Origin of the sequence: Stenotrophomonas sp. PS02289 (assembly GCF_029960115.1) — a bacterium.
Taxonomy (GTDB): Bacteria; Pseudomonadota; Gammaproteobacteria; order Xanthomonadales; family Xanthomonadaceae; genus Stenotrophomonas.
Genome location: NZ_JASCOZ010000103.1, coordinates 1 through 15,639, shown reverse-complemented (window position 1 = coordinate 15,639; position 15,639 = coordinate 1). Strand labels below are relative to the sequence as shown.

Here is a 15,639-nt window from a genome sequence, read left to right as displayed (position 1 = left end):
GGCCGGCCCACGCACCGCCTGGGCCGGCCAACGGCCGGCGCTACCGGATAGACGTCCCGATAACCCAATCTGCATCCCGATTACGGGCTTAGTGCGAACGCTGCACCGCGTACCGCGCCAACCCGCGCAGGGCGGCCACGGCCTCGTTGTCAGCCAAGCCATCGAGCGCACGCTCAGCGGCGGCGGCATATTCCTCCGCACGCTGGCGGCTGTATTCCAGGCCCCCGGTCGCGTGGATGGCCGCCAGCACTTCCGGCATCGCGGAGGCGTCGCCGTTCTGCACGATCTCGCGCAGGCGCTCGCGGGTGGTCTCATCCGAATGGGCCATGGCGTGGATCAGCGGCAGCGTGGCCTTGCCTTCGGCGAGGTCATCACCCAGGTTCTTGCCCAGTTCGTCGGCGTTGGCCGAGTAGTCCAGCACGTCGTCGGCAATCTGGAAGGCATAGCCCAGATGCATGCCGTAGTCGTACATCGCCTGCTGGGTGGCTTCATCCACGCCGCTGGCCAGCGCGCCCAGGCGGGTGCCTGCAGCGAACAGCACTGCGGTCTTGCGCTCGATCACACGCAGGTAGGCGGCTTCGTCGGTGTCCGGGTTGTGCACGTGCAGCAGCTGCAGTACTTCGCCTTCGGCGATTCGGTTGGTGGTGTCGGCCAGGATCTGCATGACCGGCATGCGGTCCAGTTCCACCATCAGCTGGAAGCTGCGCGAATACAGGAAGTCGCCGACCAGCACGCTCGGGGCATTGCCCCACAGGGCATTGGCGGTGCTGCGGCCGCGCCGCAGGCTGGATTCGTCGACCACGTCGTCGTGCAGCAGGGTCGAGGTGTGGATGAACTCGATGATCGCCGCCAGCTGGTGGTGTTCCGGACCGGCCTGACCGACCGCATGGCCGGCCAGCATCACCAGCATCGGGCGCAGGCGTTTGCCGCCGGCGGAAATGATGTGGTCGGCAATCTGGTTGATCAGCACGACATCGGAGGACAGGCGGCGGCGGATCAGCGCATCCACGGCGGCCATGTCGGGCGCGGCGAGCGTCTGGATCTGGGCCAGGCCCAGCGCGGAGCGGGTGTCTTCGGTGATGGTCATGCGGTCGTACTTTGAGGCGTAAGCCCGATTATAGGCCGTCCCGGCGTGAATACGTATGCAAATGGCACCACCCCGGAGGGGCCGCCGCTAAGCTTGTCGGGCATGATCCGGCACCCCTGGCGGGTGCCCTATGGAAGCCCGGAGGGGGGCTCACGATGACGAACACTCCATGGTGGCGCGGTGCCGTCATCTATCAGATTTACCCGCGCAGCTTCCTGGACGCGAACGGTGACGGCGTGGGCGACCTGCCCGGCATCATCGAGCGCCTGGACTATATCGCCGCGCTGGGCGTGGACGCGATCTGGATTTCGCCGTTCTTCAAGTCGCCGATGGCCGATTTTGGCTATGACATCGCCGACTACCGCGATGTCGACCCGCTGTTCGGCAACCTGGACGACTTCGACCGCCTGCTGGCCAAGGCCCACGGCCTGGGCCTGAAGGTGATGATCGACCAGGTGCTCAGCCACACCTCGATTGAGCACGACTGGTTCCGCGAAAGCCGCCAGGACCGCACCAATCCCAAGGCCGACTGGTACGTCTGGGCCGACCCGCGTGAGGACGGCACCCCGCCGAACAACTGGATGTCGCTGTTCGGCGGCGTCGCCTGGCAGTGGGAACCGCGCCGCGAGCAGTATTTCCTGCACAACTTCCTGGCCGACCAGCCCGACCTGAACTTCCATAACCCGGAAGTGGAGCAGGCCACGTTGGACAATGTCCGCTTCTGGCTCGAGCGCGGCGTGGACGGCTTCCGGCTGGACGCGATCAATTTCTGCTATCACGACCGCCAGCTGCGCGATAACCCGCCCAAGCCGGCCGACAAGCGCGTGGGTCGCGGTTTCAGCCCCGACAACCCCTACGCCTACCAGTACCACTACTACAACAACACGCAGCCGGAGAATCTGCCGTTCCTCGGCAAGCTGCGTGCGTTGCTGGACGAGTTCCCCGGCGCGGTAGCGCTGGGCGAGATTTCCTCGGAAGACTCGCTCGCCACCACCGCCGAGTACACCAGCGCCGGTCGCCTGCACATGGGCTACAGCTTTGAGCTGCTGGTCGACGACTACAGCGTGGACTACATCCGCAGCACGGTCTCGCGCCTGGAAGCGGCGATGACCGAAGGCTGGCCGTGCTGGGCGATCTCCAACCACGACGTCGAGCGCGCCGTCACCCGTTGGGGTGGCCATCCGGCCAACCCGCGCCTGGCGCGGATGCTGGTCGGCATGCTGTGCTCGCTGCGTGGTTCGATCTGCCTGTACCAGGGTGAAGAACTCGGCCTGGGCGAAGCGGATGTGCCGTTCGAGGCCCTGCAGGACCCCTACGGCATCACCTTCTGGCCAAACTTCAAGGGCCGTGACGGCTGCCGCACGCCGCTGCCGTGGACCGACGCCGAGCAGGCTGGTTTCACCACCGGCCAGCCGTGGCTGCCGATTTCCGACGAGCATCGTGCACGCTCGGTGGCCGGGCAGGAGCACGACCCGCATTCGGTGTTGAACGCATTCCGCCAGTTCCTGGCGTGGCGACACACCATGCCGACGCTGCTGCTGGGCGACATCCAGTTCCTGGACAGCGCCGAGCCGGTGTTGATGTTCGAGCGCCGGCATGAAGGCGAGACGTTGTTGCTGGCGTTCAATCTGTCGGGTGAGGCGGTGTCTGCACCGTTGCCGGCGGGGGAGTGGACGGCATTGAGCGTGCCGGGTCCGGATGCCGGTGGCATCGACGGTGGCCAGGTGGTGTTGCCCGCGCACGCGATGGTGTGCCTGCGGTTGGGGTGATACGTACAGATTTCCGGTGGTGATTTTTCAAGGGCGAGGCGGAGACCTCGCCCTTTTTTTGTGTCTTGTGAAGAGCGTCGGTTTCGTTTTGGGTTACGTCGTTAATGAACGTTGTGGCGTTCACTGTCGTCGTCTGTCGACCGACGCTACCAAAGCCTTTTGGCCACCGGCCATCTGTCGGGGCGGGTTGGGGTGGGCTGGAGGGGGCGTGAGCCGCATGGATGCGGCGACCGAGGCTCCATGGATGGATTCACGCCGTCCCCCGGAACGCCCATCCCAATCCGCCAACCCAGGGGACCCATGAGCCGAGGGTTGTTCGCATGAATCCAACCAACAAAAAACCCGCTGCTTTATGCAGCGGGTTTTTTGCTCAAGCAATCACACCAGCAATCAGAACTTGTAGTTCACGCCCAGCATGTAGGTGCGGCCCCACTCGATGTATTCCAGCGGGCGGTCCTTCGTGCCGGCGTAGGTGCGGTACGGCTCGTTGGTCAGGTTGCTGCCCTGCAGCAGCAGGGTCAGGCCCTTCATTGCACTGCTGTCGCTGAAGGTGTAGCTGATCTGCGCGTCCGTCACGTTCTCGCCCACCACGTAACGCAGCGTGCGGTTACCGTTGAAGTTGCCGATCTCACCAATGAAGTCCGAACGACGACGCTGGCTCACGCGGGCTTCAAACCCATTGCGCTCGTAGTACGCCGTGAAGTTGTACACGCGCTCGGACAGGCCCGGCAGGCTGATCGGATCGGTACCCACCGACGAGGCGCTTTCCGGATCCATGATCTTGATGTCGCTGTCATTGAACGTCGCGCTCGCCTGCACGCCGAAGCCACGCAGTGCGTCGGTCAGCATGTCCAGCGGGAACGAAGCGGTCAGTTCCAGACCCTTCAGCGTGCCACCTTCGCCGTTCTGCGGAGCCGAGAACGTACCCGTCGTCAGCAGCGGGGCAGTCATGCCCGGCGGAATGACATAGCTGGCCAGCAGGTTGCTGAAGTCGTAGTCGTCCACCGACTGCGTATAGACGTAGCTCTTCAGGTCCTTGTAGAACACCGCCGCCGCCACGTACGCCTTCTCACCGAAGTACTTTTCGTACGACAGGTCGATTGCGTTCGCGCGCCACGGATCCAGCAGCGGGTTGCCGCCACTGCCGCCCGGCTTGCCGGTGGCCGTGTCAACGCCGAACTCCAGGCCCGCACGCATCTGGTCCACGCGCGGACGCGCGACCTGCTTGGCCACCGCGAAGCGCAGCGTCTGCTGGTGCGGGAACATGAAGGCCAGGTTCAAGCTCGGCAGCCAATCGGTGTAGGTCTTGCCTTCGTCGATCGGCAGCACTTCCTGGCCGGCCGGACGCGAACGGTCGAAGTAGTTCGACTGCGAGCTCTGGTCGGTGCGGATCATCTGCACACCGATGTTGCCGCGCAGGCCTACTTCACCGATGTCGGTGTTGATGTTGGCGCGCAGCCACGCGGTGGTGGTCTTTTCCTGCACCACCCACGACTTCGGAATCAGGTAATCCAGGTTGGTGACCGGATTGAAGGTCATGTAGCGGTCCACCGCCGCCGGCACGTTCCACGCCGGGATGTAGCCGATACCGGCAAAGCCCAGGTTCACCGGGGCGTACTGCAGGTCGCCGCCCACGTTGGCGTCGCCCTGGTCACCCAGCAGGATGTTGCCTTCGGCCTGGGTCTTTTCCTTGCGGCGATCGGCGTAGTTCACGCCCACGTCGATGTCCTGGAACCAGGACGACAGCGCCTCCGGCATGTTGAACGTGCCCTGCAGGCGCGCACCCTTCAGGCGGTCTTCCACCTGCGGCACCTTGCCGTAACCCGAACCGTAGATCGTGTTGGTCAGGTACAGCGCTTCCGGATTGGAGTAATCCAGGCCCGGACGGATCTGCGAGAAGCCGTTCGGATTGATGCTCAGGCCGATGGTGTCCAGCTGCGGCATCGGGGTGAGCTGCAGGTTGTTTTCCAGGTTCAGCTCATCGCGCGTCGCCTTGGAGTAGTTCACATCCGCAGTGATCTTGAAGCTGTCGAAGGTCAGCTCGTTGTTCCAGCCGAACGCGTCGATCTTGTCCTTGCGCTTGTTGTACATGCCGCGCACCAGCGGATACACGCCACTGGCGGTGCCGCCGGTGAAGGTGCCGTCGGCATTCACCTGCGGATTGGTGATCAGCAGGCCCGGGGTGTAACCGCCGTTGTAGTTGCTGAGGTTGACCTCGAACTGGTTGGCGGTGTCGATCTGCTCGGCTTCGGTGTGGAACATGTCCAGCGTGCTCGTCCAGGTGTTGGACGGACGGAACTGGACGGTCGCCATGTAGCCGTCACGCTTGTTGTTGCCGGTACGACGCAGTGCCTTGATGCCGTCCGAGAACGCGGTGCCCGGAGCCACGCCCGGGCGGTTGCCCTGGTCGGTCTGCTCGGTGGTCCACGGCTCGTACAGGCCGACCTGGTTTTCCTGGATCGGCATGTCGCTGTGGGCGTAGCCCAGCGAGATGCCCCAGGTGTTGTCGGCAAACTGGTCGATGTAGCTGGCGCTGAAGCGGTTGCCGTAGGCATCCACGTTCGCCGCCTTGCCCAGCGAGTTCTTCTGGTAGCGACCGCTGACCGCGATCACGCGCTCGGCGAACGACAGCGGACGCACGGTCTGCATGTCGATGGTGCCGGACAGGCCCTGGCCCACCAGCGCGGCGTCCGGGGTCTTGTACACGGTCACGCCGTTCACCAGTTCCGACGGGTACTGGTCGAATTCGACGCTGCGGTTGTCGCCGGTGCTGACCACTTCACGCCCGTTGAGCAGGGTGGTGGCGAAGTCCGGGGACAGGCCGCGCACGCTGATCACCTGGGCACGACCGGCCACGCGCTGCGCGGCCAGGCCGGGCAGGCGGCCCAGCGATTCGGCAATGCTTACGTCCGGCAGCTTGCCGATGTCTTCGGCGGAAATGGCTTCCACCACCGAGGTCGCGTCCTGCTTGATCGCAATGGCGTTCTCGATGCCACGGCGGATGCCGGTGACCTGCACGGTATCCAGGTCAACAGCCTGGCTGCCGGTGGCGGTGGTTTCGGTGGTGCTTTGAGCCAGCGCCAGTGACGGCGACAGGGCGACGGCCAGCGCGATACTCAGCGCGCTGCGCTTGCGGTTCAACATTTTCCCCTCCCAGGCAATGTTGCCAAACGGATTGTGAGCTGCCCGATGAATTGAGACAGGTGTCACGGCACGGTGGCCGTTGACTGCGCCGCTATGGTAGGCAGCGCGCCTTTGAAGCGAATCACCCTGCATACGTATTCAATGCGCATGCAGGGGATGAAACCGATTACAGCGGCGTGAACCGGATCGCCTGGCCACCGCCCGGTGCCAGCACGATGTTCATCACATCGGCGCTGGTGACTTCACGCACCTCGCGCTTGAACGCGAACGGGTTGCTGCGGAAATCGGCCCCGTCACCGTCGCGGTAGATCTCGGCGCGGTAACGCACGCCGGGCTCCAGGAAGCCCAGCGACACCGGCAACACGCGGCCGGACTCGTCGGTGATGCTGCCCAGGAACCAGTCGCGGCTGTTGCGGTCCTTGCGCACGATGGTCACGTAGTCGCCCACTTCGCCATCCAGCACCCGGGTGTCGTCCCAGTCCACGGCCACGTCCTCGATGAAGCGGAATGCCTCGCGGTTCTGTTCATAGTGTTCAGGAAGATCGGCGGCCATCTGGATCGGGCTGTACAGCACCACATACAGCGCCAGCTGGCGCGCCAGCGTGCTCGGAATGGCCTGGCCGTGGCGGCCCTTCAGGCTGAGAATGCCCGGGGTGTAGTCCATCGGCCCGGACAGCATGCGGGTGAACACCAGGTTGACCTCGTGTTCCGGCGGGTTCGGCGGCTGGCCCCAGGCGTTGTATTCCATGCCGCGCGCGCCTTCACGGGTGATCCAGTTCGGGTAGGTGCGGCGCAGCCCGGTGTCCTTGATCGGCTCATGCGGGTTCACCGCGATATGCCGCTTGGCCGCTTCCTGCACCACCTTCAGGTGATGACGGGCCATGAACTGGCCGTCGTGCCACTCGCGCCACAGCGGGCCACCGGCCGGATTGCGCCGGTCGACCTGGCCGTCATCACACACGTAGCCACTCTTGAACGAGTCCACGCCCAGTCGCGCGTACAGGTCCAGCGCCGCGCCCAGCTGATCCTCGTAATGCTCGATCGCACAGCCGGTTTCATGGTGGCCGATCAGGTGAACGCCCTTCTTCGCGCCATACGCCGACAGCGCTTCAATGTCGAAGTCCGCGGTTGGCCGGGTGAAGTCGAAGTCGTAGCCATTGCCCACCCACATGCCATCCCAGCCGGGATTCCAGCCTTCCACCAGTACGCCACGGAAGCCGTGCTTGGCCGCGAAATCAATCACCTTCCTGGTTTTCGCCGTGGTCGCCGCGTGCTTCGGCCCGGTCGCCCAGCTTTCCTCGTCCAGGTGCATCGACCACCACACGCCCAGATACTTGGACGGCTTCACCCAGCTCACATCGCCCAGCACATTGGGATCGTTGAGGTTGAGGATCAGGCTCGACTCGACCAGCCCGCCCGCGGTGTCGCTGATCTGCAGGGTGCGCCACGGCGTGTTGAAGGGCAGGGCGCGGCGCACCTTCCAGCCTTCCGCAGACGGCGAAAGCTGCGCGCGCAGGCGCTGGCCGTCGGTGCGGCGCAGCCACATGCCGGCGTAGTCCACCAGCGCGGCTTCGTGGATGGACACATGCAGCCCCTCGCTGCTGCGCAGCGTCATCGGCGTATGTGCCAGCGGCAGCTGGTCCAGCGGGGTGCGCTGATACAGGTATTCGTAGTGGATCGGCTCGCCCGCCGGAATCCACCAGGCCGTGGAGGCCGGGGTGATGGCGAACTCGGTCAGCTCGTCATCGATGATCGCCTCGCGCAGGTTCGGCTGTTCCGGGAAGTGGTAGCGGAAGCCCAGACCGTCGTCGTAGACCCGGAACACCACGTCCAGCCGCCGTTTCGCGCCGGTGGTTTCGCCCAGCTGCACGGTGAATTCGTTGTAGTGATTGCGGGTGACGCGGCGCTCGCCCCAGGGCTGTTCCCAGGTTTCATCCACGCTGCGGCTGGTCTGGCCGAGCACGGCCAGGTCGCGGTCGAGGCGGCCGTCGCGCAGCTGGAAGCCCAGCTTCGAATTGCCCACCACCTCCTGGCCGAAGCGCTCCACGCGGTAGCTGGGCATGCCGCCGTCCAGCTGCAGGGACACTTTAAGCACCTTGTCCGGCGAGGTGGCGCTGGCCACGGTGACCGGTTCGGCATGGGCCAGTGCGGCCAGAAGCAGCAGCGATGCGCCGGTGATGACGCGCGAGAACAGCACAAACTGTGGCATTTCCCCTCCCAGGGCCGCCTGAAATCCGCTTTGGACTATAGCCACGCTGGCCCGGCACTCCGGGCGTAACGCCATGAATACGTATGCAAATGCAGCGGCATGACCGCGCGCAGGTGCGAGGACCAACGGTCGTCGCCTACCATGCAGGCAGGCACCCTGGGAGGGGGCCGCGACGGCCGCACCACCCGCGGCTGACCCATAACGCGCGCAATAAGGGAGGGAGGCCGACGGGCGCAAGCCGGTCCGCCGCTTTCGATGCTGAAGATGATCTGCCTGACCGCTGCCCTTGGGGCAGCGCTGACGTCCACCGCCGCGGCGGAAGACCTCACCTTCGATGGCCGCACCGCGCGTGCCGCCACCGCTGCCGACGGCAGCTTCACTCTGAGTGCCGACGGCAAGCCGGTGGCCATTGCGGCCCAGCCGATGCGCAGCCAGACCGGCAGCGTGATGTTCGACGCCCTGTTCGCGCTGGCCCAGCAGGAAATGGACGCCGACCGCGTCGATGCGATCCGCGACCCGTCCTTCAATTTCGGCAAGCCGGTGCCGTGCGACTGCTTCCAGACCGGCGAGCGCTGGCCCTATGTGTGGACCCGCGACGTGAGCTTTGCCGCCGACCTGGCGCTGGCCCGGCTGGATCCGCAGCGCACCCGCCAGTCGCTGCAGTTCAAACTCTCCAAGGCCCGCGATGGCCGCACCCCCGGTCTGTTCGTGGCCCAGGACACCGGTTCCGGCGGCAGCTGGCCGATCAGCAGCGACCGCGTGGTGTGGTTCCTGGCCGCGCGCCACCTGCTCGACGACACCGCCTTTGCCGAGCAGACCTGGCAGGCGCTGCAGGGCACGCTGGCGCAGGACCGTGCGATGGTCTTCGACGAGCGCATCGGCCTGTACAAGGGCGAGACCTCGTTCCTGGACTGGCGTGAGCAGACCTATCCGGACTGGACCCGCAAGGACGTCCGCTTCATTGGCGAGAGCTATTCGCTGTCCACCAATGTGCTGCATTATCAGGCGTTGCGCCTGGCCGAGAAGCTCGCCCGCCAGCGTGGCGACGCGCGCGCCGACGACTACGCCAACTGGGCCACGGCGCTGGCGGCGCAGATCGACGCCCGCTTCTGGCGCGAGGATGCCGGCCAGTACATGAGCTACATCGGCGAAGCCGCGCACCCGGTGGACTACGCCAAGTACGACCTGCTGGCGATCTCGCTGGGCGTGCTGGCCGACGTCTTCCCGCAGGAGCGTGCGCGCCGTGCCATGGCCAACTACCCGGCAGTGGAGGGCGGCAGCCCGGTGGTGTGGCCGCAGGAAGCGCAGCAGCCGATCTACCACAACCGTGCAGTGTGGCCGTTCGTCAGTGCCTATTCGCTGCGCGCGGCGCGGCATGTGGACGATGTGGCGCGCATCCAGCGCGAGATCGAATCGCTGATGCGCGGCAGCGCGCTGGCCGGTTCCAACATGGAAAACTTCGAGATGCGCCGCCTCGCCGTGCATGTCGACGAGGGTGCGCTCAGCGGCCCGGTGGTCAATTCGCCGCGCCAGCTGTGGTCGGTGGCCGGCTATCTGTCGATGGTGCTGGAAGGCGTGTTCGGCGTGGAAGCCGACGGCAAGGTGGCACCCAAGCTGCCGGTGGCGCTGGTGCCGCAGCTGTTCGGCAAGGAAAAGAGCATTGAACTGAACGACGGCCGCACCCGCTACGTGCTCAAGCGTCCGCGCAAGCTGGACGGCGTGCTGCTGGTGGCCGACAAGACCACCCGCAAGGGCAACGTGGTGACCGTGCAGCTCAAGGCCGTCCCCGGCCCGGCACCGGTCACCGCGCCGGCGCTGCTCGCAGATGCCCCGACCGATGGCTTCGCTCCCGCGACGCCGGCAGCCCCGAAAGCAGAGAAACGCGGCAAGGGCTGGAGCGTGACCGTTCCGGCCGGCCACGTGCTGTGGCTGGATGGCAAGGCCACCACCGCCAAGGGCGCACTGACCGTACGCGAAGACGGCCTGCAGCACTGCCTCAGCCTCACCCTGCGCGGCCCGCAGCTGGAATCGCTGCACAGCCCGATGACCTGCCTGGGCCCGCAGCAGCGCCTGGCCGGTGCCAGCAAGTGGAGCTGGAACGCCACCGCGCCCACCCGCGTGCGCGTACGCCTGCGCTATGACAACCCGAATGGCCCGATCAACACCGGCGTCACTGCTGCCGTGAAGCAGCTGGTGGTGACCTGCGCCGGCAAGCCGGTGCAGCGCGCCACCGTGGTGATGCCGCACAGCGTCGGCCAGCAGGATTCCACCGCGGCCGAATTCGACGTGCCCAAGGGCAACTGCCGTTTCAGCCTGGAGCAGGGCTTCAACATGAGCGCACTGGAGCACTTCGCCCAGTACAACGGCGGCAAGGGCGGGCGCGAAGGCGTGCTCAACAGCGCCAAGGTCAGCGCACTGCTGCTCTCGCCGGTGGCCGCCGTGGTGGCTGCCCCGTGACGCGGCCCTCCAAGCCGACACTGTCGTTCTGGCAGATATGGAACATGTGTTTTGGCTTCCTCGGCATCCAGTTCGGGTTTGCCCTGCAGAACGCCAATGCCAGCCGCATCTTCGAAACCCTCGGCGCGCCGATGGACGCCGTGCCCGGGCTGTGGATCGCCGCGCCGCTGACCGGCCTGCTGGTGCAGCCGGTGATCGGCTATCTGTCCGACCGCACCTGGACCCGCTGGGGCCGCCGTCGCCCGTACTTCATGTTCGGCGCGGTGTTCACCACGCTGGCCCTGCTGGTGATGCCGAACTCGCCGACGCTGTGGATCGCTGCCGGCACGCTGTGGGTGCTGGACGCCAGCATCAACGTGTCGATGGAGCCGTTCCGCGCGTTCGTGGGTGACAAGCTGGCCCCGCGCCAGCGTCCCACCGGCTACGCGATGCAGAGTTTCTTCATCGGCATCGGCGCGATTGTCGCCAGCTTCCTGCCCTTCATCCTGGCGCACTTTGGCGTCGCCAACACCGCCGCTCCGGGCGAGGTGCCGCCGACCGTGCGCTACGCGTTCTACTTTGGCGCGGCGGTGCTGCTCTCGGCGATTGCCTGGACGGTGTTCACCACCCGCGAGTATTCGCCGGCTGAACTGGCCTCCTTCGATGACGCTGAGCCGCCGGTGGCGCAGCAGAGCGCACCGTTGGCTGGGCCGCCGCCGCTGCAGCAGATCGGGGGTTGGATCGCGGTCGGCGTCGTGCTGGCGGTGACCATCGCATGGAAGAGCGGCGACAAGATGCTCTACGTGCTCGCGGGTTTGTGTGCGGCCTATGGCCTGTTGCTGGGCGTGGCGCGAGCCATCCCCGGGCAACACATGCTGGCCACCATCGTCGACGACCTGCGCAGCATGCCCTCGACCATGCGTCGGCTGGCGTGGGTGCAGTTCTTCTCGTGGTTCGCCTTGTTTGCGATGTGGATCTACACCACCGCTGCGGTCGCCGGTACTCACTTCGGTTCCACCGATCCCGCCTCGGCGGCGTACAACGAAGGCGCGAACTGGGTCGGCGTGCTGTTCGGTGCCTACAACGGTTTCGCCGCGCTGGCCGCGCTGCTCATTCCGCTGATGGTGCGCGCGCTGGGCCTGCGTTGGAGCCACCTGGTCAACCTGTGGCTGGGCGGGCTTGGCCTCATCTCGCTGATGTTCATCAAGGATCCCACGTGGCTGTTGCTGTCCATGGTCGGTGTGGGCTTTGCCTGGGCCTCGATCCTGTCGCTGCCGTATGCGCTGCTGTCTGACAGCGTGCCGGCGGCCAAGATGGGCATCTACATGGGCCTGTTCAATTTCTTCATCGTCATTCCGCAGCTGGTCGCCGCCAGCGCGCTGGGCTTCGCGTTGCGCGCGTGGCTGGGCGGCAACCCCATGCACGTGCTGGTGCTGGGGGGAGTGAGTCTGTTCGTTGCCGGGCTGTGCGTGCTGCGCGTGCCGGCCCATCAGGAGGGTGCGTGATGCGTTCGTTTTCCAAGGTGTCGCTGGGTGTTTCGCTGGCCTTGATTGCCACTGCCGCGCAGGCCGCGCCGCGCCCCGACTATGTGGGCACGCTGGAGCCGTTCGCCAGCGACGCGGTGTACTTCGTGGTCACCGACCGCTTCGTCAACGGTGACCCGTCCAACGATCACCGCGACCAGGGCGGCAAGCACCGCACCTTCGACATTCCCGTGCCGTGCCCGGACAAGGTGGACGGCAACATCGGCTACCTCGGCGGTGACTTCAAGGGCGTGCTCAACAACGCCGAGTACATCCGCAAGCTCGGCTTTGGCGCGGTGTGGATCACGCCCATCATCGACAACCCCGATGAGGCCTTCACCGGCAGCAAGCCGATCAGCTGCACCAGCACGCTGACCGACCGTGGCAAGACCGGTTACCACGGCTACTGGGGCGTGAACTTCTACAAGCTCGACGAGCACCTGCCCAGCAAGGATCTCGACTTCGCCGGCCTCACCCGTGGCCTGCACGACGCCCAGCTGAAAGTGGTGCTCGACATCGTCGGCAACCACGGCTCGCCGGCGTGGACCATGCCGGTGAAGCAGCCGCAGTTCGGGCAGATCTTCGACAAGGACGGCAAGCTGATTGCCGACCATCAGAACCTGCCGCCGCAGCAGCTGGACCCGCAGCACAATCCACTGCATGCGTTTTACAACAACATCGGTCCGGTGGATGCCGACAAGGGTTCCATCTTCGACGGCAATCTGGCCGAGCTGGGCGACTTCAACCAGAACAATCCGGCGGTGATGGATTACCTGGTGGGTGCCTACCTGCAGTGGACCGCGCAGGGTGTGGATGCGCTGCGTATCGACACCATCGGCTGGCTGCCGCACCCGTGGTGGAACGAATTCGTGAAGCGCATTCGCGCCGAGCATCCGGGCATGTTCATGTTCGGCGAGGCCTTCGACTACAACGCCGCCACGATTGCCGAGCACACCTGGCCGAGCAACGCCAATGTCAGCGTGCTCGACTTCCCGCTGCGCGGCGCGCTGTCCAGCGTGTTCGGCAAGGAGCAGAAGGGCTTTGAAACCCTGGCCGAGCCGCTGCACCTGCTGGGTGGCCCGTACGCCAATCCGTACGAGCTGATGAGCTTCTACGACAACCACGACATGGCCCGTCTGGACGCCACCGACGCCGGCTTCATCGACGCGCACAACTGGCTGTTCACCGCGCGTGGTATTCCGGTGCTGTACTACGGTTCGGAAACCGGCTTCATGCGCAGCCGCGCCGAACACGCCGGCAACCGTGCCTACTTCGGCCAGGAGCGCGTGGATGCCGCCCCGCAGAGCCCGATCTTCGGGCCGCTGCAGCGCATTTCCCTGCTGCGCCAGAACACCCCGGCGCTGCAGCGCGGCCTGCAGGTCACCGAGCGACTGCAGGGTGACCAGGCCGTGTTCTACCGTGTGCTGCAACACGGCGACACCGCCCAGACCGCGCTGGTGCTGCTGAACAAGGGCGACACCGCCAGCACCTTCGAGGTCAGCCGCTACCTGCAGCCGGGCACCTGGCGCGACGCGCTGGGCAGCGGCAGCGTCAAGGTGACCGGCAGCCTGAAGGCCGAGGTCCCCGCCCACGGTGTGAAGGTGTACCTGCTGGACGCCCCGGTGAAGCAGAAGGCCCTCCAGGCCGAGCTGGACAAGGCAATGGCCGACCAGAAAGCCCGCACCGAGCGTTTGCAGACGCGGTAATTCTGATTTGACGTGATTGTGGATCGGTAGCGCCGGCCGTTGGCCGGCCCAAGCGGTCTCGACCCGGGCGATACCGGGTCAGCCCACGTTGGCCGGCCTCTCACCCACCCGCCGTTACAATGGCCATTCCCGCTACCGCCCGGACCGGCCCATGACCGACCTGCCACCGCAGAACCCGCTTGAAACCCTGCTCAAATCCGCCATGGACGGGCAGACCTCGATCGGTGGCTTCATGAAGGCGTTCGTGGCGTCGGAGGTCATCCTGCTCAACGGCAGCCTGGTGACCCCCGACGGCAGCGGTTTCGACCCGCTGCTGTTCGACGACGACGGGGTGAAGCGGGTGGCGGTTTTCACCGACCTGTGCCGCCTGGGCGGCTACAGCCAGACCGCACCGCACGTGGGCCAGATGCGGATGATCGAGGTGCTCGGGCGTATTCCCGGCGGATTTGGCGTCGTGGTCAATCCGGCCACGCCGCTGCAGCTGACCATTTCGCCCGATGGCGTCGGCCATCTGCTCGAAGACTTCGCCGACCCGCACCGTCCCTGACCACCGTCACCCTGACCAAGGGCACACGTGCCCGCCCATAGCCTCGCCGCACACTGCAATCCTCCACGGATTGAAGAGGGCAGGGTATGCAGGTACGCAACGCTTGGCTGGCGGCGGCACTCGCGGTGGTGTCGCCCACATTCGCCGCCACTCCGGTCGACCTGACCACCCTCGACCGCGAGATGACCGGCCCGCGCACCCAGGTGCTGGTGCTCGGCAGCGTCCACCTCAGTGAGATCGAAGGCGGCATCCAGCCCGGCGCGCTGGAACCGCTGCTGGCGCGCCTCGCCGCCTTCAAGCCCGACATCATCACCATCGAGAACATCGACGGCGAGCAGTGCGACCTCGCCGCGCGCCATCCCAGCGTGTATGGCGACGACTACTGCGCCAACACCGACGAAGCCCACGCCGCCACCGGCCTGGAGCTGCCCGCTGCCTTGGAACGGGTGAATGCCGCGCTGGCCGATTGGCCGGCCAATCCCACGCCCGCGCAGCGCCGCCAGCTGGCCGCCTGGTTCTTGGCCGCCAATGACCGCCCCTCGGCCTATGTCCAGTGGCTGCAATTGCCCGCGGGCGAGCGGAAGGCCGGTGATGGCCTGACCCCGGCGCTGGTGACCCTGCTGGAAGGCATCGCCACCCGCAAGAGCGAGAGCTATCAGATTGCGTCCCAACTGGCCGCGCGGCTGGGCCACGCCCGCGTCTACCCGGTGGACGACCATACCGGCGACAACCTCACGCTGACCGACCGCAAGGCCTTCGCGCGCGAGATGGAGGCGGCGCGGAAGACCGGCAGTGCCGAGCTCGACAAGCACATTGCCGAGGAAGACGAGATGGCCAAAGGCAAGGACCTGTTGCCGCTGTACCGCTACCTCAATGATCCCGAGCGCCTGAACACTCTGGCCGAGGTCAATGTCTCCGCCGCGTTGAAAGCACATTCGCCGCTGCAGTCACCGCAGAAGTGGGTGAACGGTTGGGAGATCCGCAACCTGCGCATGGTCGCCAACGTGGCGCAGACGTTCCGCGAGCGCCCAGGTGCCCGCGTGCTGTCCATCGTAGGGGCCTCGCACAAACCCTGGTTCGACCAGTGGCTGGGCCGCCTGGCCGGCGTGGATATCGTGGATGTGGGGCCGGTGCTGAAGTAGTCGCGATCCAGATCCGCGAGACCATGCCCGGTAGCGCCGGCCGTTGGCCGGCCCAGGCGGTAATGAGGGCCGGCCA

Annotated in this window: 9 protein-coding genes; 6 read left to right on the top strand and 3 right to left on the bottom strand. The window is 66.0% G+C overall.

Annotated elements, in window-relative coordinates; translation table 11 throughout:
• Positions 1-88: 88 nt before the first annotated feature.
• Positions 89-1,087 carry a polyprenyl synthetase family protein gene (locus tag QMX83_RS14380; protein ID WP_282297326.1) on the bottom strand — a complete coding sequence of 333 codons (999 nt, stop codon included), beginning with the start codon at positions 1,085-1,087 and terminating at the stop codon, positions 89-91.
• Between the two features lie 155 nt (positions 1,088-1,242).
• Between QMX83_RS14380 and QMX83_RS14375 the strand changes: the two genes are divergently transcribed.
• Complete coding sequence (locus tag QMX83_RS14375) at positions 1,243-2,856, top strand: alpha-glucosidase family protein (RefSeq protein ID WP_282297325.1); 1,614 nt, start codon at positions 1,243-1,245, stop codon at positions 2,854-2,856.
• Positions 2,857-3,246: 390 nt separating this feature from the next.
• On the opposite strand, the gene QMX83_RS14370 is transcribed toward QMX83_RS14375, so the two are convergent.
• Positions 3,247-6,000 carry a TonB-dependent receptor gene (locus tag QMX83_RS14370; RefSeq protein ID WP_282297324.1) on the bottom strand — a complete coding sequence of 918 codons (2,754 nt, stop codon included), beginning with the start codon at positions 5,998-6,000 and terminating at the stop codon, positions 3,247-3,249.
• 166 nt (positions 6,001-6,166) lie between these two features.
• Complete coding sequence (locus QMX83_RS14365) at positions 6,167-8,209, bottom strand: glycoside hydrolase family 97 protein (protein ID WP_282297323.1); 2,043 nt, start codon at positions 8,207-8,209, stop codon at positions 6,167-6,169.
• A 255-nt stretch (positions 8,210-8,464) separates the two neighbouring features.
• Here QMX83_RS14365 and QMX83_RS14360 point away from each other — a divergent pair, with 255 nt between their 5' ends.
• From QMX83_RS14360 to QMX83_RS14340, 5 genes are all read left to right on the top strand, one after another.
• On the top strand, positions 8,465-10,666 hold the full coding sequence (locus QMX83_RS14360) for a Six-hairpin glycosidase-like protein (protein ID WP_282297322.1): 2,202 nt from the start codon (positions 8,465-8,467) through the stop codon (positions 10,664-10,666).
• Between the two features lie 44 nt (positions 10,667-10,710).
• A complete protein-coding gene (locus QMX83_RS14355; protein ID WP_282297327.1) occupies positions 10,711-12,150 on the top strand; it encodes an MFS transporter in 1,440 nt (479 codons plus the stop codon).
• Positions 12,150-13,874 (top strand): alpha-amylase family glycosyl hydrolase, encoded by a 1,725-nt coding sequence (locus tag QMX83_RS14350; protein WP_282297321.1) that lies wholly within the window; start codon positions 12,150-12,152, stop codon positions 13,872-13,874. The genes QMX83_RS14355 and QMX83_RS14350 overlap by 1 nt, the downstream gene beginning before the upstream one ends.
• Positions 13,875-14,025: 151 nt before the next feature.
• A complete protein-coding gene (locus QMX83_RS14345) occupies positions 14,026-14,421 on the top strand; it encodes an SseB family protein (protein WP_282297320.1) in 396 nt (131 codons plus the stop codon).
• 86 nt (positions 14,422-14,507) lie between these two features.
• Positions 14,508-15,563 carry a DUF5694 domain-containing protein gene (locus tag QMX83_RS14340; RefSeq protein WP_282297319.1) on the top strand — a complete coding sequence of 352 codons (1,056 nt, stop codon included), beginning with the start codon at positions 14,508-14,510 and terminating at the stop codon, positions 15,561-15,563.
• Positions 15,564-15,639 lie beyond the last annotated feature (76 nt).